The organism is Bacillus sp. ATD, assembly GCF_050585765.1.
GTDB classification, from domain to species: Bacteria; Bacillota; Bacilli; order Bacillales; family Bacillaceae; genus Bacillus; species Bacillus stercoris.
The window spans coordinates 205,404-227,358 of record NZ_JBOBQH010000003.1; the positions used below are offsets into that span (position 1 = coordinate 205,404).

The 21,955-nt window shown below is 42.6% G+C and carries 24 protein-coding genes; all 24 read right to left on the reverse strand.

All coding sequences use genetic code 11. The features are described 5' to 3' along the window. Nucleotides 1-11 precede the first annotated feature (11 nt). Nucleotides 12-1,622 (reverse strand): flagellar basal-body MS-ring/collar protein FliF, encoded by a 1,611-nt coding sequence (gene fliF / locus ACQXR1_RS09320; protein ID WP_040083177.1) that lies wholly within the window; start codon nucleotides 1,620-1,622, stop codon nucleotides 12-14. Between the two features lie 45 nt (nucleotides 1,623-1,667). Further along, a complete protein-coding gene (gene fliE / locus ACQXR1_RS09325; RefSeq protein WP_003238544.1) occupies nucleotides 1,668-1,988 on the reverse strand; it encodes a flagellar hook-basal body complex protein FliE in 321 nt (106 codons plus the stop codon). 10 nt (nucleotides 1,989-1,998) lie between these two features. Then, nucleotides 1,999-2,451, reverse strand: coding sequence for a flagellar basal body rod protein FlgC (gene flgC, locus ACQXR1_RS09330; RefSeq protein ID WP_014663965.1), 453 nt, complete (start codon nucleotides 2,449-2,451; stop codon nucleotides 1,999-2,001). Continuing rightward, nucleotides 2,451-2,840 (reverse strand): flagellar basal body rod protein FlgB, encoded by a 390-nt coding sequence (gene flgB / locus ACQXR1_RS09335; RefSeq protein ID WP_430772026.1) that lies wholly within the window; start codon nucleotides 2,838-2,840, stop codon nucleotides 2,451-2,453. The genes flgC and flgB overlap by 1 nt, the downstream gene beginning before the upstream one ends. A 381-nt stretch (nucleotides 2,841-3,221) precedes the next feature. After that, entirely contained in the window at nucleotides 3,222-4,001 is a 780-nt protein-coding gene (codY, locus tag ACQXR1_RS09340; RefSeq protein ID WP_003220850.1) for a GTP-sensing pleiotropic transcriptional regulator CodY, read from the reverse strand. A gap of 39 nt (nucleotides 4,002-4,040) precedes the next feature. Continuing rightward, a complete protein-coding gene (gene hslU / locus ACQXR1_RS09345) occupies nucleotides 4,041-5,444 on the reverse strand; it encodes an HslU--HslV peptidase ATPase subunit (RefSeq protein ID WP_014476801.1) in 1,404 nt (467 codons plus the stop codon). Between the two features lie 16 nt (nucleotides 5,445-5,460). Then, on the reverse strand, nucleotides 5,461-6,006 hold the full coding sequence (gene clpQ / locus ACQXR1_RS09350; RefSeq protein WP_014663962.1) for an ATP-dependent protease subunit ClpQ: 546 nt from the start codon (nucleotides 6,004-6,006) through the stop codon (nucleotides 5,461-5,463). Nucleotides 6,007-6,018: 12 nt separating this feature from the next. Beyond that, nucleotides 6,019-6,933, reverse strand: coding sequence for a tyrosine recombinase XerC (gene xerC, locus ACQXR1_RS09355; protein ID WP_014663961.1), 915 nt, complete (start codon nucleotides 6,931-6,933; stop codon nucleotides 6,019-6,021). A gap of 67 nt (nucleotides 6,934-7,000) precedes the next feature. Then, a complete protein-coding gene (gene trmFO / locus ACQXR1_RS09360; protein WP_069149591.1) occupies nucleotides 7,001-8,308 on the reverse strand; it encodes an FADH(2)-oxidizing methylenetetrahydrofolate--tRNA-(uracil(54)-C(5))-methyltransferase TrmFO in 1,308 nt (435 codons plus the stop codon). A 75-nt stretch (nucleotides 8,309-8,383) separates the two neighbouring features. Beyond that, a complete protein-coding gene (gene topA / locus ACQXR1_RS09365; protein ID WP_014663959.1) occupies nucleotides 8,384-10,459 on the reverse strand; it encodes a type I DNA topoisomerase in 2,076 nt (691 codons plus the stop codon). 187 nt (nucleotides 10,460-10,646) lie between these two features. Then, complete coding sequence (gene dprA / locus ACQXR1_RS09370; RefSeq protein ID WP_326273959.1) at nucleotides 10,647-11,540, reverse strand: DNA-processing protein DprA; 894 nt, start codon at nucleotides 11,538-11,540, stop codon at nucleotides 10,647-10,649. Nucleotides 11,541-11,600: 60 nt separating this feature from the next. Continuing rightward, on the reverse strand, nucleotides 11,601-12,503 hold the full coding sequence (gene sucD / locus ACQXR1_RS09375; RefSeq protein ID WP_003238566.1) for a succinate--CoA ligase subunit alpha: 903 nt from the start codon (nucleotides 12,501-12,503) through the stop codon (nucleotides 11,601-11,603). A gap of 28 nt (nucleotides 12,504-12,531) precedes the next feature. Next, nucleotides 12,532-13,689 carry an ADP-forming succinate--CoA ligase subunit beta gene (gene sucC / locus ACQXR1_RS09380; protein ID WP_306289818.1) on the reverse strand — a complete coding sequence of 386 codons (1,158 nt, stop codon included), beginning with the start codon at nucleotides 13,687-13,689 and terminating at the stop codon, nucleotides 12,532-12,534. Nucleotides 13,690-13,863: 174 nt separating this feature from the next. Continuing rightward, on the reverse strand, nucleotides 13,864-14,145 hold the full coding sequence (locus ACQXR1_RS09385; protein ID WP_014663956.1) for a FlhB-like flagellar biosynthesis protein: 282 nt from the start codon (nucleotides 14,143-14,145) through the stop codon (nucleotides 13,864-13,866). After that, on the reverse strand, nucleotides 14,142-15,869 hold the full coding sequence (locus ACQXR1_RS09390) for a hypothetical protein (RefSeq protein WP_430772027.1): 1,728 nt from the start codon (nucleotides 15,867-15,869) through the stop codon (nucleotides 14,142-14,144). The genes ACQXR1_RS09385 and ACQXR1_RS09390 overlap by 4 nt, the downstream gene beginning before the upstream one ends. Nucleotides 15,870-15,898: 29 nt before the next feature. Beyond that, entirely contained in the window at nucleotides 15,899-16,666 is a 768-nt protein-coding gene (gene rnhB, locus ACQXR1_RS09395; RefSeq protein ID WP_243571844.1) for a ribonuclease HII, read from the reverse strand. A 70-nt stretch (nucleotides 16,667-16,736) separates the two neighbouring features. Further along, complete coding sequence (gene ylqF / locus ACQXR1_RS09400) at nucleotides 16,737-17,585, reverse strand: ribosome biogenesis GTPase YlqF (protein WP_322393317.1); 849 nt, start codon at nucleotides 17,583-17,585, stop codon at nucleotides 16,737-16,739. Nucleotides 17,586-17,729: 144 nt separating this feature from the next. Continuing rightward, entirely contained in the window at nucleotides 17,730-18,077 is a 348-nt protein-coding gene (gene rplS / locus ACQXR1_RS09405) for a 50S ribosomal protein L19 (RefSeq protein WP_003220825.1), read from the reverse strand. 139 nt (nucleotides 18,078-18,216) lie between these two features. Next, entirely contained in the window at nucleotides 18,217-18,948 is a 732-nt protein-coding gene (gene trmD / locus ACQXR1_RS09410; protein WP_430772028.1) for a tRNA (guanosine(37)-N1)-methyltransferase TrmD, read from the reverse strand. Then, nucleotides 18,945-19,469 carry a ribosome maturation factor RimM gene (rimM, locus tag ACQXR1_RS09415; RefSeq protein WP_227098539.1) on the reverse strand — a complete coding sequence of 175 codons (525 nt, stop codon included), beginning with the start codon at nucleotides 19,467-19,469 and terminating at the stop codon, nucleotides 18,945-18,947. The genes trmD and rimM overlap by 4 nt, the downstream gene beginning before the upstream one ends. A gap of 4 nt (nucleotides 19,470-19,473) precedes the next feature. Then, nucleotides 19,474-19,860: a YlqD family protein gene (locus ACQXR1_RS09420; RefSeq protein ID WP_014663950.1), complete on the reverse strand. Its 387-nt coding sequence runs from the start codon at nucleotides 19,858-19,860 to the stop codon at nucleotides 19,474-19,476. 121 nt (nucleotides 19,861-19,981) lie between these two features. Continuing rightward, nucleotides 19,982-20,227, reverse strand: a complete 246-nt coding sequence (locus ACQXR1_RS09425) for a KH domain-containing protein (RefSeq protein ID WP_014663949.1) — start codon at nucleotides 20,225-20,227, stop codon at nucleotides 19,982-19,984. Then, the gene (gene rpsP / locus ACQXR1_RS09430; RefSeq protein WP_003220815.1) at nucleotides 20,227-20,499 is read right to left on the reverse strand and encodes a 30S ribosomal protein S16; all 273 of its coding nucleotides are present in this window, start codon (nucleotides 20,497-20,499) and stop codon (nucleotides 20,227-20,229) included. Before rpsP ends, ACQXR1_RS09425 begins: the two co-directional genes overlap by 1 nt. Nucleotides 20,500-20,604: 105 nt before the next feature. Beyond that, the gene (gene ffh / locus ACQXR1_RS09435; RefSeq protein ID WP_326245390.1) at nucleotides 20,605-21,945 is read right to left on the reverse strand and encodes a signal recognition particle protein; all 1,341 of its coding nucleotides are present in this window, start codon (nucleotides 21,943-21,945) and stop codon (nucleotides 20,605-20,607) included. Between the last annotated feature and the right edge of the window lie 10 nt (nucleotides 21,946-21,955).

Below are 21,955 nucleotides of genomic sequence, written 5' to 3' on the forward strand. Positions count from 1 at the left end.
TCTTATTCCTCCTAATCCTCGGCCAGCCAGCTTCTCAGCAGTTTTGCAAAATCTTCCGGCTTGTCTTTCGCCATCTTTTCAAGCTGTTTTCGTCTGACTGTTTCCGCTGTTTCATTTTCCTCTTCGTTGATATCAGGTAAATTGATTGGTTCTTGAGGAACCTCATACTCATACTCCTCGAATTCATCCTCTTGTGCCCGTTTCTTTCTGATAAGCATAATGATCAGAACAATAATCGCAGCGATTAAAACACCGCCTGTAATATATGCCCACAGCGGGATACCTGAGGATTTCTCCGTGTTTGTATCCAAATTGACTTTTCCGTCAAATGGCTGAACGGAGACAACAATTTTATTATTGATATCAGCATCAGATAAATTCTGGTTTTGCGTTTCATCTTTATCTAAAGATGTTCTGACTACAGTTGAAAGGATTTTTTGTATATCATCCTGTCTTTCAGTTGATAGTGACGCTGTGTTTTTGGCATCAGGCGGCTCTACCATGACTTGAATCCCTAAATCTCTGACCTTATAAGGACTTTCAGCGATTTCTTTATGGATTCGGTTAACCTCGTAATTGATTTTGTTGCTGTTTTTTTCGTAGTTCCCGCTTTCGGCATTTTCACCATCAGCCTTATAATTTGTGACATCATCCTCGCCGGTTCCGGCAGTTCCGCCGTTGGCTGCACCGTCGCCCTGGTATGTTTCAGATACCTTTTCCGCGCTGACTGCAATGCCTTCCATGTTTTCTTTATCCACAGGTTCGACAATGTCTTCTGTACGATTTTCTTTTGTGAAATCGATGTCTGCTGTAACGGAGACAACGACTTTATCTTGGCCCATCATCGTACCTAGCAGTGACTGAACATGTTTTTGAATGTCTTTTTCAACTTGAGACTTAATTCCTTGCTGAGAAGAATAACTATCCGCGTAGGACCCTGCATTGCTGTCTGATTTGTCGTAGTATGTAGAATTTTGGTCCATGATGACGATATTATCTTCTTTTAGGTTCGGCACGCTTTTAGATACCAGATGATACAGTCCGTTGATCTGGCTTTGGTCAAGTGTGTAACCCGGTTGAATCTGCAGAACGATTGAAGCAGAAGCTGCAGATTGCTCTTCACCGACAAACACAGCGTCTTTCGGGAGATTAATCATTACTTTTGAGTTTTTAATACCGTCCATTTCATTGATCAAGTTGGACAGTTCTGTCTGTGTCGCTTTCACTTTTACCATATCAAACTCATTGTCTGTCAAACCAAAGCCGGCATTCTGCCCAAAAAACGAGTAATCAATTGATCCTGTTTTAGGAAGTCCTTCTGCAGCCAGCTGCACTTTCAAAGAATCAACCTGATCCTCCGGAACGCTAATCACTGTACCACCACTCGAAAGTTCGTTTGGTACTTTTTTCGCATCCAATTCTTCTTTGATTTTTCCTGCTTCTTCGGCAGATAAATCTTTGTAAAGCGGAGCCATCTTTGTACTGGAAGCAAAAACACTAATAATAATTCCAATAATAATAATTGCCGCTAACACACTAACCATTAAAATCTTTTGTAATTTAGATCTATTTTTCCAAAACTCACTCGTTTTGTTTTTCATTTGCATTAGAGTACGATTCATGTTAACCCCCGGTCATTCCACTCTTTCTCTAAATCGTCAGACCCCCTACATTTGCATTCTCATAATCTCCTGATAAGCTTCCACAGCTTTATTGCGGAACTCTGTTGCTGCAGTTAGAGAGATGCTAGCTTTTTGAGCGGCGATCATGACCTCATCAAGATTTACATCTTTTCCTGCAGCCAAGGCATTAGTCATGTTGTCAGAAGCTACTTGGGACTCATTTAACGAACTAATAGAGTTTTTTAAAAGCTCCGAAAAGCTTGTTTGATTTGAAGAATCTGTTTTTTGGCTATTGTTTACTTGATTTGTTGCATTTTGAGTGTTTTGAGTATTTTGAACCTGAAAAGGAGAAATTGCATTAATCACATTCATTCACCTACTTTCCGATTTCTAATGCCTTCATCAGCATTCCCTTTGTGGCATTCATCGCAGTGACATTCGCCTCATATGATCTGGTGCTGCTGACAAGGTCAACCATTTCCTTTAATGGATCTACATTAGGTTTTTGCACATATCCTTCAGCGTTTGCATCAGGATCTGTCGGATCATAGACAAGATTAAAATCCGATTTATCCTCCGTAATTTTTGAAACCTTCACACCGTTTCCAGCATGACCGCTTCCGCTCATTTGAGAATTAAGAATGGAAGAGAACGATTCACCTTTTGACTGAAGGGAGACCATTTTTCTTCTGTAAGGCACCCACTCTCCATTCACCTGCTTAGCTCTTGTCGTATCCATATTTGCTAAGTTAGATGATACAACATCCATTCTGACCCGCTGAGCTGTTAAAGCAGATGCTGAAACATTTAAGCTCTGAAAAGCTGTCATCATTTTCCTCCTGTTAATACGGTCTTCAGCGAATTAAATTTACCGTTCATTCTTTCAACCAAAGCTTGATAGTTGATTTGATTTTGCGCCAATTCTGTCATCTCTTTGTCAACATCGACATTGTTTCCATTTTGCTGATACGATGTATCTCCGCTCGCAACAATTGAATAATTCGAATCAGTATCAGAAAAATCAACATGACGATAGTCTGTTTTTATCGCATCAAGACGTAAGGATTCTTGATCTAATAAATTTTGGAAAGAGACTTTTTTTGCCTTATAGTTCGGTGTATCTATATTGGCGATATTATTAGTTATGACTTTTTGCTTAATATCCGCTCTGCTCAAGGCATTTTCAAGATTTTGTATCGTTCCAGAAAATAAGCTCAAATCCACTTACCTCCATTTCAGTTTTTTTCACCCTCAATATCCTTGTCGAGAATTGTAAAACTATATGCTTATTGTAAGAAATAACAGGCATAAAGTCTATGAAGTTCGTGTAAAAAAATGTCCTCACAATTATCTATTTTACAACTAGGCATAAAGTCCTAGATTGTTAGAACTACATTTCCCGCCTTGATATAAGCCTGAAAATAGCAGAATTTCTGTTTTTTCTCCTTTCTTTTCGTCATTTTTAAAACTTTTTGAAGAAATATGCAAGATTTATTAAAATCATTACACAGAAAGACTTTCAACCCAGGAAATAAAGCTTATTGATTTCCTTTATTTGAAATAAAAAAAGAACCCCTTACAAGGGGGTTCTTTTTTTGATTAATGAGATTTTAGATTTTCTAATTCGATTAGGAATTTGTTGTTTAGCACTTTGATATAAGTACCTTTCATTCCTAATGACCTTGACTCAATGACGCCGGCACTCTCCAGCTTTCTGAGTGCGTTCACAATAACCGAACGTGTAATGCCGACGCGGTCAGCGATTTTACTAGCAACGAGAAGGCCTTCGTTTCCGTCAAGCTCCTCAAAAATGTGCTCAATTGCTTCAAGCTCACTGTAAGAAAGCGAGCTGATAGCCATTTGTACGACAGCTTTACTTCTTGCTTCCTCTTCAATTTCTTCTGCTTTTTCTCTTAGGATTTCCATTCCGACAACTGTTGCGCCGTATTCAGCTAGAATTAAGTCATCATCATTGAATTGATCCTGTAAACGTGAAAGAATGAGTGTTCCTAATCTTTCCCCTCCTCCGATGATCGGCACAATTGTAGTTAAACCAGCTTGGAATAAGTCTCTGTTCTCAACAGGGAAAGCAGTGTATTCACTATTAATATCCAAGTTAGAAGATGTTTCAGGGACATTAAACAGATTTTTCGTATATTCTTCAGGGAATTGACGATCCTCAAGCATTTTTTTCATACGATCATTTTCAATTTGCTGGTTAATAGAATACCCAAGGAGTTTCCCTCTGCGGCTTACAACGAAAATATTGGAATCAATGACATCCCGCAGCGTCTCCGCCATTTCCTTGAAGTTTACCGGTTTCCCTGCCGCAGCTTGCAGCATGGAGTTAATAATTCTTGTTTTTTGTAATAAAGCCATGATAAATAATCCTCCTAAACATTCCTCATATTAAATTTTTCACAATATAAATTGACTTAAATCTTTGTTTTTGGCTATCGTTCCGAGTTTTTCTTCGACATACTGTGGTGTAATCGTTATTTTCTCCATCGTTACATCAGGAGCTTCGAACGACAAATCTTCTAATAGGCGTTCAAGTATTGTATGAAGGCGTCTCGCACCGATATTATCTGTGTCCTGGTTCACATGATAAGCAACTTCAGCAATCTTATGAATAGCTTCGTCAGAAAATTCAAGAGATATACCTTCAGTCTGCAATAATGCTTGATATTGTTTCAAGAGCGCATTATCCGGCTCAACCAAAATTCTCACGAAGTCATCCACCGTGAGTTTGTTCAGTTCTACACGAATCGGGAAACGCCCCTGCAGTTCAGGAATCAAATCAGATGGTTTGGCCATATGAAACGCTCCTGCTGCAATAAATAATACATGATCTGTTTTTACAGAACCATATTTTGTGACAACGGTAGAACCCTCAACAATCGGCAGGATATCCCGCTGAACGCCTTCTCTTGAAACATCGGCAGAAGAAGATGCACCGCCGTTTTTTGCGATTTTATCAATCTCATCGATAAAGATAATCCCGCTCTCTTCTGCTCTCTGAACAGCTTCCTGGCTGACTTCATCCATATCGATGAGTTTGCTAGCTTCTTCATTCGTCAGGACTTTTCTGGCTTCTCTGACTGTCATTTTGCGTCGTTTCTTTTTCTTTGGCATTAATCCGCTCAGCGCATCCTGCATGTTCATGCCCATCTGCTCCATACCCGAGCCCTGCAGCATGTCAAACATAGAAGGCTGTTGTTCTTCGACTTCTACTGTTACATAGTAGTCTTCGAGCTCTCCTAAGGCCAGCTGATGCGCCATTCGTTTTCTTTTTTCTTCAATATTTGCTTCTTCCTGGCTCTCCGCCTCATCTTCACCATTCGGCTGGCTGCCGCCAAAAAACATTTCAAACGGATTTTTAACGCCTGATTGTTTTTTCTTCCCAGGAACTAACAGACGAACAATGCGTTTATTTGCATTTTCTTCTGCCTGTTCCTTTACTTCGTTCATTTTCTCTTCTTTTATAAGCCGAACAGAAGTCTCCACAAGATCTCTGACCATTGATTCGACATCTCTGCCTACATAGCCGACTTCAGTAAATTTAGTTGCTTCAATTTTGATAAATGGCGCACCTGAAAGCTTAGCGATTCGTCTGGCAATTTCAGTTTTCCCAACGCCGGTAGGCCCCATCATTAAAATGTTTTTCGGAACGACCTCGTCCTTCAGCTTTTCATCCAGAAGACTTCTTCTATAGCGGTTTCTTAATGCCACGGCGACAGCTTTTTTCGCGTTTTGCTGACCGACAATATATTGGTCTAACCGATCTACAATCTGTCTAGGAGTTAACGGTTTTTTTTCCATGCGCCTCAAGTCCTTTCTATTCAAGCTCTTCCAGTATGATTTGATCGTTCGTGTAAACACAAATTTCGCCTGCTGTTTCTAATGCGGCTCTTGCAATCTCACTTGCGGTCATACTTTCACCGGCATGCTTTTTCAAGGCTCTTCCGGCTGCCAAAGCGTAATTGCCTCCTGATCCAATTGCAAGGATACCGTCATCTGGTTCGATCACCTCGCCTGTTCCCGATACGAGAAGCAAAGTATCCTGATTCATCACAATCAGCATGGCTTCAAGCTTTCTAAGCACTTTATCGCTGCGCCATTCCTTCGCAAGCTCAACAGCCGCCCGTTTTAAGTTGCCGTTATATTCTTCAAGCTTGGCTTCAAACTTTTCGAATAAAGTGAAAGCGTCTGCAACAGATCCCGCAAAGCCAGCAAGAACCTTGCCGTTAAACAGTTTTCTCACTTTTCGTGCCGTGTGTTTCATGACAACAGCCTGACCAAACGTTACTTGGCCGTCTCCAGACATAGCGCTTCGTCCTTTATGCTGTACGGCAAATATTGTGGTCGCATGAAAAGATGACATAAAGGGCCTCCTTTAATTTTTCTTAAATGCTCTTGGGTGGTGGGACATATATGTGTTTCTCAACATTTCCTTCGAAACGTGCGTGTATATCTGTGTCGAAGACAGATTGGAATGCCCGAGCAGTTCTTGAACGCTTCTCAAATCCGCTCCTTCATTTAACAGATGGGTGGCGAACGTGTGTCGAAGCATATGCGGATGGATATGTAAAGTGCCGGACGCTTTTTGAACAAGCCCGCTTAAAATATGTCTGATGCCACGGGCTGTAAGCGGTCCGCCTCTTTGATTTACGAATAATAGATCATGAGGTTCTTTTGCCTTCATCAGCAAGCACTGTCTTCCGCTATTCATGTATACCTTCAACGCTTCGCGGGCATAAGACCCAAAGGGGATATAGCGCTGCTTCTTGCCTTTACCGTGAACAAGCACAGTGTCCATAAATAAATCAACATCATTAACAGTTATGGAACAGCATTCACTGACCCTCATTCCGGTAGCATAGAGCAGCTCTAACAGCGCTTGATCCCTCATTCCGGCCGGCTGGCTTATATCTGAAACTTCAAACAGCTCCTCAAGCTCTTTTTGATATAGAAACTTCGGTATCCGTTTCTCTTGTTTCGGCAGATGAACAAGCTGAAACGGATTTTCTTCAACAAGCTTTTCCCGCATTAGAAACTTATAAAAGCTTCTTAATGCAGATATCTTTTTGCTTATTGTTCTTCTCGATAAACCTTTTTCATAGGCTTCTGTCAAAAAAATCCTAGTATCTTGATATGCAGCTTCTTCAAATCCATTTATACCTTGAACGCGCAGGAAAGTCTCGAATTCTTCAATTGAATCCACATAATTCACAATAGTATATTGTGAATAATTTTTTTCAATTTGTAAATATTCAACGAATAACTTTACGAAATTCTTAACATTCTCCATGCCTAATACCTCCCCAGGAAGGGCTTTTAAATGGTATCACAAATCGCGTTCAGGTTGCAATCAATACCTATATTGTTTTCGAAATTGTTTGAATTGTTTCAATTGCACGATTCGCGTATTGTTCATTTCGTTCTTTTTTATTTTTAATTTTAACAGGCAGTTCTTTTAAAAGCCCAAAGTTTGCATTCATCGGCTGGAAGTTCTTCTGGTTTGTTGTTGTAATATAATGAGCCATACTGCCAATTGCCGTTTCCTGCGGGAAAATAACAAGCTCTTCTCCCAATACAAGCTTCGCCGCATTAATGCCTGCTACCAGTCCTGAAGCAGCTGATTCCACATATCCTTCTACTCCCGTCATTTGGCCTGCAAAGAACAGGTCACTGCGGTTTTGAAATTGATAAGTCGGCTTTAACAAGCTAGGAGAGTTAATAAATGTATTTCTGTGCATCACGCCATATCTGACGATTTCTACATTTTCAAGCCCTGGAATCAATTTGAGGACTTCCTTTTGATCTCCCCATTTTAAATGTGTCTGGAATCCTACAATATTATAAAGTGTACCCGCAGCATCATCCTGTCTGAGCTGAACGACGGCATAAGGACGTTTTCCTGTAACAGGATGCTCTAGCCCAACCGGTTTCATCGGACCGAAAAGCATTGTTTTCTTACCGCGTTTTGCCATGACTTCAATCGGCATGCAGCCTTCAAAGAAAATTTCTTTTTCAAATTCTTTTAACGGGACTGTTTCTGCTGATGTTAAAGCTTCATGGAAACGGTCAAATTCTTCTTCTGTCATAGGGCAGTTCAAATATGCTGCTTCACCTTTATCATAGCGGGATTTCAAGTACACTTTATCCATATCAAGGCTGTCTTTTTCTACAATTGGCGCCGCTGCGTCATAAAAATATAAATAGTCCTCTCCAGTCAGCTCCTTCAGCTGGGCAGACAGCGATTCAGATGTTAACGGTCCCGTTGCGATAATGGTAGGACCTTCAGGAATCTTAGTCACTTCTTCATTAATAACGGTTACGTTTGGATGATTTTTCACCCGATTTGTCACACTTGCGGCAAATTCATGACGGTCTACTGCAAGAGCCCCTCCGGCAGGGACCGAACATTCGTCAGCAGCCGCGATGATGGCTGAATCAAGCGCACGCATCTCTTCCTTTAATACACCGACAGCGTTAGCGAGAGTATTAGAGCGAAGAGAGTTGCTGCAGACTAACTCGGCAAATTTATCAGTATGGTGCGCAGGCGTTTGTTTCACAGGCCGCATTTCATACAATTTGACTTGAATCCCTCGTTTGGCAAGCTGCCATGCTGCTTCACTTCCTGCGAGTCCGGCTCCGATTACATTCACTGTTTGTTGGTTCATCTTTCACATCTCCTAGTTTATTATTCAAGGCCTTCTTTTAACACACAAAGAAGGTGAGCAAGACCCTGCTCACCGCTACTTCTGTGGTTCTTCCTTATAATCGCATTCCACGCATTGGACTTGTATGCCTTTTTTGAGTTTTTTCTCGACGAGCATTTTTCCGCATTTCGGGCATTTTCGTTCAATTGGTTTGTCCCAGGATACGAATTCACAGTCCGGATAACGATCACAGCCGTAAAACACCCGTTTCTTTTTCGATTTTCGCTCAACAATGTTTCCTTCTCCGCAGCTCGGACACTTCACGCCGATTTGTTTCACAATCGGTTTCGTGTTCCGGCAGTCAGGGAAGTTGGAGCAAGCTAAGAATTTACCGTACCGTCCCATTTTATATACCATCGGAGAACTGCACAATTCACAATCCTCTCCAGCATATTCTGGTTCGATTTCAACTTCCTTCATTTCTGATTCGGCTTTTTTGACGCGTTTTTCAAAATCGGTGTAGAAATTATCAATAATCTTGACCCATTCGGTATTTCCTTCTTCAACATGATCAAGATCTCTCTCCATTTTAGCTGTAAACTCAACGTTAATGATCTCCGGGAAAAACTCCATGATCAAGTCAAGAACGATCTGACCTAATTCAGTCGGAACAAAGCGTTTATTATCCAAACCCACGTAGCCGCGCCGTTGAATAGTATCAAGCGTCGGAGCATATGTGGATGGACGGCCTATGCCGAGTTCTTCAAGCGTTTTCACAAGCCGTGCCTCAGTATACCTCGGAGGCGGCTGGGTAAAATGCTGCTCCGGTTCTATATCTTTTGATAATACCGTATCGCCTTCTTTTAAGTCAGGCAGCATCCGGTCTTTTTCTTCCATCTGGTCGTCTTTTCCTTCAACATACACCTTCATAAACCCGGAAAACTTGACTTTACTTCCATTTGCACGAAATGTCAAACCATTGTTTGTCAGGTCGACACTCATTGTATCTAGAACAGCCGGCGCCATTTGGCTGGCAACAAAACGCTCCCAAATTAATTTATACAGTCTCATTTGGTCTCTGCCGAGAACTGCTTTTAATTCACTTGGTTTTCTGAGAACTGATGTCGGCCGAATTGCTTCGTGGGCATCCTGAGCATTTTCATTCTTTTTCGCAGGCTTCCGTTTTCCGCCTAGGAACTCTTTTCCATATGTCTGATCGATAAAAGCAGCAGCTTCATCAACAGCCGTATTTGAAATACGGGTTGAATCCGTTCTCATATACGTGATCAGACCAACAGTTCCTTCTCTTCCTAGATCAATTCCTTCATATAATTGCTGTGCAATCATCATCGTTTTCTTCGCTCTGAAATTGAGCTTGCGAGCCGCTTCCTGCTGCAGGGTTGAGGTGGTAAAAGGCAATGCAGGATTACGTTTGCGTTCTTTTTTGGTTACTTTTTCGACTGTATATTTATTCCCTTTGAGCTGAGAAAGAATCTCTTTTACATCAGCTTCACTATTTAAAGGAAGTTTTTTGCCGTTTTTCCCGAAAAAGCTTGCTTCAAAGGTTTCCTGGCCTTTTAAGAACGTACCGTCAATTGTCCAATATTCCTCAGGCTTAAAGTCGTTAATCTCTTTTTCACGGTCAATAATCAAACGGAGGGCAACAGATTGCACGCGTCCTGCGCTAAGCCCTTTTTTGACTTTTTTCCATAAGATCGGACTGATTTTATATCCGACAAGCCTGTCTAAAATACGTCTCGCTTGCTGTGCATCCACTAAATCCATATTAATCATGCGTGGATGCTTAAACGATTCCTTAATAGCGTCTTTTGTAATTTCGTTAAACACTACACGGCAGTCTGAATTGAGATCTAAATCAAGGCTGTGTGCCAAGTGCCATGCAATCGCTTCCCCTTCTCTGTCGGGGTCGGCCGCGAGATACACTTTTTTGGCTTTTTTGGCAGCCGTTTTCAGTTCTTTTAATACCGGACCTTTACCTCGAATGGTAATATATTTCGGTTCGAAATTCTGTTCTATGTCAACTCCCATTTGACTTTTTGGAAGATCCCGGACATGTCCCATTGATGCTTTTACTTTATATTTTTTACCTAAGTAACGTTCAATCGTTTTCGCCTTAGCGGGCGATTCCACGATGACTAGATAATCAGACATTTTCATCCCCCTCAAGAGGTGTTCTCTCTCTTTTCAAGATATTTCAATTTTATTTTTGCAGCTGTCTTTATTTGGCTTTCAACATTTCATTCTTTATCATGAACGTCATTCATTAAATAGAAAACAATATGCAACTTTAAATCCTCACTATTATTAAATATTACAATGCCGTTTGTCAAACGATAATTCAAAAGGGTTCCGTATATTGAACGTTTCTCTCGGGAAGCTCCTCGAAAATATCCTCTGCTGACCTTATGGCTTTAGCCCCCTGCTGGATCAGTTTTATAGGACCTCCGGCGTAAGGGTCAAATAATGAACCGGGTACGGCAAACACTTCTCTACCTTGCTCCAATGCTTGATAGGCAGTTATCAGCGAACCGCTTTTTTCCTTGCCCTGTACGACAATAACGCCTTCACTCAGTCCGCTGATGATACGGTTTCTCATAGGGAAATGCCATTTTTGGGGTTTAGTTTCAGGTGGGTGCTCTGACAGAAGGATATGGTGTTTAGCCATGTGATCTGCTAACTGAAGATTTTCCCGGGGATAAATGTGTTGAAATCCGCCTGCAATGACGCCAATTGTCCGCCCCTTCGCCTTAATACTTGCAGCATGGGACATTCCGTCTATCCCAGACGCCAGTCCGCTGACAATCACCCAATCTTTACGACAGAGTTCTTCTGTAAGATGATTGACAACTTGTTCCCCGTAAGCTGTTGGATTTCTTGTCCCTACAATTCCAATTTTTCTTCCTTTCGAAAGAAGAGTCATATCACCCTTTGCAAACAGAACGGCGGGGGGATCATAAATGGTTTTAAGCCAGAAAGGATATTGCTTTGAAGAGATAGGAATGGTGTTAATGCCTTGCTCACAATAAGCAGCAAGTACGCGTTGGAGCTTTGGGTAAAATTCTTCTATTTTCTTTTTTAATGCAGCTGCTTTCATTTTATCACGAGTAACCGTTTGTAACACCGATGATGTCAGCGACATAGACGGATCGGCTTTCCACCATTTTAATAGAAGGGATGGGGATAATAATTGATTGATTCTGCAAGTCGTTAAGCAGGCAGCGGCCTGATCCAATAGATTGACCTCCTTTTGACAGAAAAAGCAGGAACAGCCTTAACGGCTGTCCCTTTTTTATTAATGCGTTTTACAAGTTTCGAACAGGTTCTTCTCTTTCAGCACCTTAATTAAGGTTTCACCCATAACAGAAGGTGTCTCTGCAACTTCAATTCCGCATGCATTAAGGGTTTTGATTTTTTCATCAGCTGTCCCTTTTCCGCCGGAAATAATGGCGCCTGCATGCCCCATGCGCTTCCCAGGAGGTGCTGTCTTACCGCCGATAAAACCGACTACCGGTTTTGTCATGTTGGCTTTTACCCACTCTGCCGCTTCCTCTTCGGCAGTACCGCCGATTTCGCCAATCATGATGACAGCGTGTGTGTCAGGATCTTCGTTAAACGCTTTTAAAACGTCAATAAAGTTTGTTCCATTTACAGGGTCGCCGCCGATTCCAACAGCTGTAGACTGTCCTACGCCCGCTTCTGAGAGCTGGTGCACCGCTTCGTATGTTAATGTTCCTGAACGTGATACAACGCCTACATGACCCTTTTTATGGATGTATCCGGGCATAATGCCGATTTTACATTCTTCAGGCGTAATGACACCAGGGCAGTTCGGCCCTATCAGTCTCGTTTTCTTGCCTTCCATGAAACGTTTGACCTTCACCATATCCAAAACCGGAATGTGTTCTGTGATACAAATCACGAGATCAAGCTCCGCATCTACCGCTTCCATAATCGCATCAGCTGCAAACGGTGCAGGCACATATATAACAGACGCGTTAGCGCCGGTCGTTTGAACTGCTTCAGCCACTGTATTAAATACAGGAACACCTTCCGCTTCAGTTCCGCCTTTTCCAGGTGTTACACCGCCTACGATATTTGTGCCGTATTCGAGCATCTGCTTCGTATGAAATAAAGCGGTAGAACCTGTAATCCCTTGTACAATAACTCTTGTATCTTTATTAATAAAAACACTCATTATATGGTCCCCTGCCTTTCATTCTTTCTTAAACTAAGGATACGATTTTCTGCGCGCCGTCAGCCATTGATTCCGCAGATGTAATGTTTAATCCTGATTCACTAAGGATTTTCTTCCCTAGATCCACGTTTGTGCCTTCAAGACGGACGACAAGCGGCAATGTCAAACCAACTTGTCTAGTCGCTTCAACAACCCCTTCTGCGATGACATCACATTTCATAATGCCGCCGAAAATGTTGACAAAAATCCCTTTAACGTTTTGATCAGAAAGAATGATTTTAAATGCTTCCGTGACTTTTTCCGCGGTTGCACCGCCGCCCACATCAAGGAAGTTGGCCGGTTCTCCACCGTAATGCTTGATAATATCCATTGTGGACATTGCAAGTCCCGCGCCGTTTACCATACAGCCGATATTTCCATCAAGGGAAATGTAGCTTAGGTCATATTTGGACGCTTCGATTTCTTTCGGATCTTCTTCATCCAAATCTCTGTATTCCATAATGTCCTTTTGTCTGTACAACGCATTGCTGTCAAAATTCAATTTTGCATCAAGCGCCATCACATTTCCGTCCCCGGTAACAACAAGCGGGTTGATTTCGGCGATTGAGCAGTCTTTTTCAACAAACGCTTTATATAGTCCAAGCATAAATTTAGCAGCTTTCCCCACAAGCTCTTTTGGAATATTAATAGCGAATGCAATTTCTCTGGCTTGATAGCCTTGAAGGCCGACAGCCGGATCAATGACAGCTTTTTTGATTTTTTCCGGTGTTTTCTCCGCAACTTCTTCAATTTCCGTTCCGCCTTCTTCAGAAGCCATCAGAACGATTCTGGAAGTAGCGCGGTCAAGCACAAGACCCACGTAATATTCTTTTTTAATATCGCAGCCTTCTTCAATAAGTAAGCGTTTTATTACTCGGCCGTCCGGACCCGTCTGATGTGTAACTAGGGTCTTCCCTAATAGTTCTTCGGCATACGCTTTTACTTCGTCTAATGATTTTGCTATTTTTACCCCACCAGCTTTGCCTCGACCGCCAGCATGAATTTGAGCCTTTACGACATAAACCGAGCTGGATAAGCTCTTTGCACTCTCAACTGCTTCTTCTGCTGTAAAAGCCACTTTACCTTCAGGAACAGATACCCCATATTTTCTGAGGACATCTTTTCCCTGGTACTCATGGATATTCATTTCCCATCCTCCTAACTTATGTAACAAAACTAAAATAGACTGCGCTTTCATTCTATAATAATACTGGAAGAATTGTCTACACTTCGGTGCAAAATCTTTTAATCCTTCTAAACATTCAAACTTTTACTTTATTAAAAACATAAATTTTCAAACAGAGGATGGGGAATATTTTAGCTATTTTTTGTTTTTTACGCTTTCGTCCAATCTGTAAATGAATGAAAAAATCTCGGCTACCGTTTCATAAAGAGCCTCAGGGATTTGATCATCTACCGTCAAATGGCGCATTAATTCGACAAGGGTCCGATCTTCTTGAATCGGGACCCCTGCCTTTTTCGCTTCTTTAATAATGTTGTCGGCTACATGACCCTTTCCTGTGGCAAGCACTCTCGGCGCCTTGTCTTTTTGTTCGTCATAATGAAGAGCCACAGCTTTTCTGATCGGTGTCTGCTCTTTCATATTTTCACATCCACTTCTTGATCACTGATACTTGTTATATATTGATCGATTGAAGCCTTTTCTTCGGTGTGAACCCTTTTTTTCGCGTTTACCCCTGAAAGGCTGTATCCCATTTCTTTTAACCCCTGTTTAAGCGCGGGAACCATCGGATCTATCGCAGCCTGCAGCTCAAAATCAGTCTCTATTGTAATGGTCATGACTTTTTGCTGTATCAAGCAATCAACGACGGTTTCTTTTAATGTATCAAGCTGCAGCAAAAATAAAAGGCGGCAATGGGAAGGATCAAGCTTGCCATCCGCTTCTTTCTTTCCTTTAAACAGAACGGTCATGTCCTGAATTCCTGACTTCGAAAACATCGGAAATGACAGTACAATTTGGCTGTATGACGGATGGTCCTGCTGCATGAAAAGCTGGCCATTTAATTTATGAAAAAGCTGATCGGCTTCTTGCTTGATTGGTTCGGCTACCTCATGCGATGCTCTTATGGCATGAAGAGCCAGCTTGATGGACTGCATTTCGTCAGATGTGTCTGCGCTTCCTTGTTCAAACGCTTTAATGAACGCAAGCTCGTCCCTTGCGCCAATTGCCGTTTTCACTTTGGATAAGAAGGAAAGAACATCTGCCTTATCCGCTAAATGAGGTGCTGTCTGCTGAACAGCCTTTAAAAAAACTTCGGCTTCCTGGTCTGTGATTTGTGCCGCCTGTAAATGAGCTGAAGCTGCAAGTGACTTACTATCACCCGTTGAACCAGCCGCTTTAATCCAATTTGCTGCTTCTTTCACTATTTGGAGACTGTTTTTTTCAGCAGATTCCGTCAGCTTTGCCAGCAGCTGGCGGGCTTCTTTGATTGGAATGTCTGAGGCTGTTTTAACAGGCTCTCCTTGTATGTTTCTCTGTTCTGCTAGATGATTTGCAACCGGCAGGCTGGCCTTTTCGGGGAAGCCTGCCGGTGTGCTAAGTTCCCTGTTTCCAGCTGTATTGGCGGAAGAGGGTGTTTTCGCAGTCTCCGTTAAAGAAATAAGCTTAGAGATCAGACGTTCTGCATGAACATCAATTTCACTATTTAAAAGCGCTGTAACTGCCTCCGTTAGCTTTGACATCATTTGGCTCTGCTGAGGGTTTTGTTCGATTGCCTGAACCAGCTGGGATATATGCTGATGCAACGGAACAGGCGATTTCACAGCATGAACACCATTCAAAACCTCGGAGTGAATGGGAAGATCGCGCTTTAAAGCGAAGAGAACCGTTTCAATCGCTTTTTTGGCGTCTTGCGACGGCAGCGTGTCCATCCAGCGGACAGCTGTTTTAATATCATTTTCTGTCACGGGTGTTTTGCTCTTCAGCATCGCTCCTGTCATCATGAGAGCTGTGTTTGACGGCTTCACTGAAATGGCATTTAAAAGCTTGCCAGCTGCATCCTGAATGGTTTTAGGATTTTGCTCAAAGCTTTGAACGACCTGAAAACGTCCTGTCTGTTCTGCCGTTTTTTCGTAGGAAAACCAATAGTATGCCTGAGGACGAAGCTGGGTTTCTAGTTTTCCCTGAACAGTTTGATTGCCGACTTGGATCAGGGCATGCTGATCTCCTAGTAAACGAAGCACTTTTCCCAAGAGGAGACGTTTCTCCCCGTTTAGCGCTTCGTTTACATTTGATGTTTCCTGCGGGACTGCTGTACGCCCAAAAAGATGCTGCAGCGCCTTTTGCACATCATTTCGTATGTTCATTTAAAAAAAGTGCCTCCTTGTCCATTGATTTAGCTGAAAGATTGAACAGGAGCGAAAGTTTTGCGGTGCAATTCAGTTGGGCCGTATGCAGCGAGAGCTTCCAAATGTTCTTTTGTTCCATAACCTTTATTTTTTTCAAACCCGTACATAGGGTACGTTTCGGCATAAGCGCTCATCATTCGGTCTCTCGTCACTTTTGCGATACACGCACCTGCCGCAATAGACACACTTTTGGCATCTCCTTTTATAATTGACGACTGAGCCATGTCGAGCGGCAGTGTCATTGCGTCAACAAGCAAATAATCAGGTGTATCCGACAAATCCTGTATCGCTTTCACCATTGCCATTTTAGAAGCTTCATATATATTGATTTCGTCAATAACAGCAGCTTCTACAATTCCTATCCCGACCGCCAGTGCTTCTTTCATAATAAGCTCGTAAAATTCCTCACGTTTTTTCTCTGAAAGCTTTTTGGAGTCTGTCAGCCCAAGTATTTCACATTCCTCTGGCAGGATGACTGCACTGGCGACAACTGGCCCTGCCAATGGCCCCCGTCCGACCTCGTCAACACCTGCAATCAAACGGAATCCTTTGTTTCTTGCCAGCCTTTCATAGGAAGTCATATTCACCCATTGTTCTTTCAGCGCTTTTTCTTTCGCTTGCTTTTTAAGCCATTGCTCTACAAGCGTTTGAACGCTTTTTCTCGGGTCGTTTTCGCACTGGGCAATAAATGGGTCTTGTGCATCCTTCACTTCCTGCAAACGGTCTTTAATGTCCTTTACGGTTAATGTATTCACTTTCTCTTCTCCCTTACTGTATGTATCGGTTCGGCCAAGAAAAAATAAAGACCCGCATTTCTGCGCGCCTTTACACCGTCGGCTGTTCAAATGACAGCCTGCCGAACTTTTCAGTTCGGATATCGCGAATGATGACTTCAGTCGTCTTATCGTAGTTAATAAGCCCACCGCTCATGAGACAGCCGCGTTTTTCACCTATTGCATCAAACAGCTCGGCAATGTCCTCCGGGATCTCATTAAGGCCGTAGCGCTCTTTAAGCCGTTCTGGATAATGTTCTTCAAGAAAACGAAGACCGAACACGGCTACATCCTGCAAATTGATTATCGAGTCCTTAATAGCCCCGGTGACTGCCAGTCTCAAGCCGACAAGCTCATCCTCAAATTTAGGCCACAAAATCCCCGGTGTATCTAATAACTCTAATTCTTTCCCAACTTTGACCCACTGTTGAGATGTCGTAATACCAGGTCTGTCTCCCGTTTTTGCTATGTTTTTCTTTGCAAGGCGGTTAATGAGCGTCGATTTCCCGACATTTGGAATACCGATAATCAAGGCGCGAATCGCTCTCGGCTTCACACCTTTCGCCCGCATCCGGTCAAATTTTTCTTGGAGGATCTCTTTTGATGCAGGCACAATTTGATTTAACCCTTGTCCATTTACAGAATTAATGGACAGAGAGCGGATCCCCTGGTTCTCAAAGTGCTCTTTCCATTGCTGTGTAACTGCCGCATCTGCTTTGTCAGCCTTGTTTAACAGCATGATTCGAGGCTTATTTTTTAGAATATCTTCAATCATTGGGTTTCTTGATGACATTGGAATTCTGGCATCTACCAATTCATATACGATATCGATTAATTTTAATTTTTCGGTTACTTCCCTTCTTGCCTTTGCCATATGGCCCGGGAACCATTGAATTGTCATGTGACACGAACACCGCCTTTATCTCTTCAGTATGCATGATTCATTGTTGTTCTTTATGTATTTTACGATGCCTGTCCGGCATTTTCAAATTCTGTATAAAAAAAGAGCTTGTTACAGGTAACAAGCTCTTTTCGTTCGTTATCATTATCGTCTGATCTCTTTAATACGAGCCGCTTTTCCGCGAAGTTCACGCAGGTAGTAAAGTTTAGCACGGCGTACTTTACCGTAACGTACAACTTCGATTTTCGCGATTTTTGGTGTGTGTACAGGGAAAGTACGTTCAACGCCAACACCGTAAGAAATCTTACGAACTGTGAACGTTTCGCTGATTCCACCACCACGACGCTTAATCACAACACCTTCAAAGATCTGGATACGCTCACGGTTACCCTCAACAACTTTAACGTGTACACGTAAAGTGTCACCAGGACGGAACGCAGGAAGATCAGTACGAAGTTGTTCTTTTGTGATATCTTCAATTAGTTTTTGCATCGTTTTCAACTCCTTCCAACAGATGCTCTTGGCCACAAAACACGGCACAGCGGAACATCGTTTTCAAGCTTGCAGCGGATAAGCCCGCTTAAGCCACAAGTAGTATCTTATCACAATTTCATAGCCTATGCAATAAAATCTATTCTTTTTCCCATTCAGAAATCCACTTTCTTTGCTGCTCTGTAAGCGGGTAGTCTTTCAACAGATCCGGACGTCTTAGGTAGGTCCTTCTGATCGATTCTTTATTCCGCCATTCTTCAATTTTTGCATGGTTTCCTGACAAAAGTGTTTCAGGCACTTTTAAACCTTTGTAATCTGCCGGTCTTGTATAATGCGGGTGCTCTAAGAGTCCGGTGCTGAATGAATCCTCAATATGGGAAGCCTCTTTACCCAGTACACCCGGAAGCAGTCTGACCACGCTGTCTGCGATCATCATTGCAGGGAGCTCACCGCCCGTCAGTACAAAGTCGCCAATTGATATTTCATCCGTTACCAGATGCTCGCGGATGCGTTCATCATAGCCTTCATAGTGGCCGCAAATGAACAGCAAATGCTCTTCCTTTGCTAATTGTTCGGCTTTTTTTTGGGTAAAACGCTCACCTTGCGGGCATACGAGGATAATACGCGGAGCAGCTGCTGCCTTTGATGTCAGGTCCTCGATCGCGTCAAAAACAGGCTGAGGCTTGAGAACCATACCTGCACCGCCGCCATAAGGATAATCATCAACAGTATTGTGCTTGTTATCAGAGTACTCCCGGAAATTGACGACTTGAAACTGCACCGCATTTTTTTCCTGGGCTTTTTGAAGAATCGATGAGCCGAGCACACCTTCAAACATTTCTGGAAACAGCGTCAAAAAGTCGATTTTCATTCGTCTATTAACCCTTCCATGAGATCAATCTCAATTTTCTTTTCGCTGACATTGATATGTTTGACCACTGATTCAATGTAAGGAATGAGTGCATCTTTTTTTCCTTTTCGTTCGATGACCCAAACGTCATTAGCACCAGGCGTCAAAATTTCTTTGACCTTTCCGATGAGTTCGCCTTCCTCAGTAAATACTTCACACCCAATGATTTCGTGAAAATAAAATTCACCCTCATTCAGCTCTCCTAAATCTTCTTCAGGCACTTTAATGATTGCGTTTTTCAGCTCTTCTACTTCATTTAGGCTTTGTCTTTCTTTAAACTGCAGCAGATGAAATTGCTTATGCAGTCTATGCGTGTTTACCGTTACTTCCACTGGTTCGTTACGGCCGTCCATAAACAAATACAGCGTGTTACCCGGCTTGTATCGTTCTTCGGCAAAATCTGTTTTCGAAATCACACGCACTTCGCCTTTGATTCCGTGGGTATTCACGATTTTGCCTACATTAAACCATCGCTTTGTCATATGATCACCTCTGGCGAATTTCAATTACTTTTCCGTCTTTTATGACGATGGTGTTCGCTGCTGTTTTTTCATGCCAGTCATCCCCGGCTTCAATCGTCAGCAGGGCATCGACTTCCTTTTCTCTCAACTCACTGCCAAGCGGCAATGTATGTACTTGAGCAATTTGAAAATCGATGATCTTTATATCATCTTTTCGCTTTTCTATTGCCTTTTTAAATTGTTCAATCATATCAGGGTTTTGTTGTTCTTTCTCGTGTTTTCTAAGCTGAAAATAGAGCTGGCTGCATTCTCGTTCAAGCATTTGTTTCTTTTCGGCAAAAGAAGCTAAAAGCTGTTCTTTGCTGCGCTCGGTTAAGACTTGCATAACGGCTACACGGTGAATAATTTGCATCGCACCAAGCTCCCCGCTTTTAAAACTTTTTCTCGCTCAGGCTTTTCTATTTTGCCTAAGCTTCTATCAGTTTACCCTTTTTTTGCGTGTAAAAAAAGGGGAGGTGCCGGCCCTCTCCCTTTTAGTCAAATATCTCAAATTGAACTTTCTTAGAAGACTGTGCGCCAGCTGCAAATACAGCTGTTCGAATCGCTTTTGCAGTCCGGCCTTGCTTTCCGATAACTTTACCGGTATCTGACTTATGGACAGATAAGCGCAGCGCAATCTTTTGATCGGTTTCTTCTCTTGTGACGCGAATGTCATCTGGATGATCAACAAGCGGGGTCACAATTCGGACAATCAAATCTTCCAAGTGTTGATCAGTCATTACTTGCCTTGTTTAGCGTTGTGGAATTTTTCCATGATTCCTTGGCTAGAGAACAAGTTGCGAACTGTATCAGATGGTTTCGCTCCAGTTTGAAGCCATTTAAGAGCAAGCTCTTCGTCAATTTTTACTTCCGCTGGTTTTGCAACCGGGTTGTAAGTTCCGACTGTTTCAATGAAACGGCCGTCACGTGGTGAACGAGAATCTGCTACAACAATACGATAGAAAGGAGATTTTTTTGCTCCCATACGTTTTAAACGAATTTTTACTGCCATTTTACTAGCACCTCCGAAAATATTTCAACAAGATAGTATATTAACAATGATAAAAGTGTTTGTAAAGTGTTTTTTCTTAACAATGGTTTTATCATGTATAACCGATTACATAAAAGGTAGCTTAAACCCTTTTTTCTTGCCTTTTGACATATTTGTCATCTGCTTCATCATTTTTTTCATTTCGTCAAACTGCTTAAGCAGACGGTTGACTTCCTGTACGGATGTCCCGCTTCCTTTTGCAATCCGCTTTCGCCGGCTGGCATTGATGATATCCGGCTGTTCTTTTTCAAGAACAGTCATTGATTTGATGATGGCTTCCACATGATTCAGCTGTTTTTCATCAACTTGGATGTTTTTCAGGCCTTTCATTTTACCTGCACCCGGCATCATTTGCAGAAGTTCATCAAGCGGTCCCATGTTTCTGACTTGCCCGAGCTGCTCCAGAAAATCGTCCAATGTAAAGCTCATCGTCCTCATTTTTTGTTCGAGCTCTTTGGCTTTGTCTTCATCAACGCTGGCCTGTGCTTTTTCAATCAATGTCAGCACGTCGCCCATGCCGAGAATCCTTGATGCCATGCGTTCAGGATGGAACGGCTCTAACGCATCAAGCTTTTCGCCCATACCTGCGAATTTAATCGGCGTGTTTGTGACCGCGCGAATAGAAAGCGCAGCCCCGCCGCGTGTGTCTCCATCCAGCTTCGTTAACACAACACCGCTTAAACCGAGCTGTTCATTAAAGCTTTTGGCAACATTCACAGCGTCCTGACCGGTCATTGAATCGACAACAAGGAAGATTTCTTCCGGATTGGCGATTTCTTTGACGTTGGTCAGTTCATCCATCAGTTCATGGTCGATATGCAAGCGGCCTGCCGTATCCAAAATGACATAGTCATAATGTTCTTCCTTGGCTTTCTCAATCGCTTGTTTCGCTATTTCAACAGGACTGACCTGATCACCAAGAGAGAAAACAGGCATATCTAGCTGTTTGCCGAGCGTTTCCAGCTGCTTAATTGCGGCTGGGCGGTAAATATCGGCAGCAACCAGCATCGGTTTGCGATTATGCTTTTTGCGCAGCAGATTCGCAAGCTTACCGCTTGTTGTCGTTTTACCGGCACCTTGGAGACCGACCATCATAATAACAGTCGGCGGCCTTTTTGCGACGGCGATTTTGCTCTCTTCGCCGCCCATCAGCTCAGTCAGTTCCTCTTGAACAACTTTAATGACTTGCTGGCCGGGCGTCAGACTTTTCATGACGTCTTGGCCTACAGCGCGTTCACTTACTTTTTTGACAAAATCCTTGACTACTTTAAAGTTAACGTCAGCCTCAAGCAGCGCAAGACGAACCTCACGCATCATATCTTTAACATCTTGTTCGCTGACTTTCCCTTTTCCGCGGATTTTAGAAATCGTCTGCTGCAGTCGGTCGGCTAATCCTTCAAATGCCATAGTTTGCCGC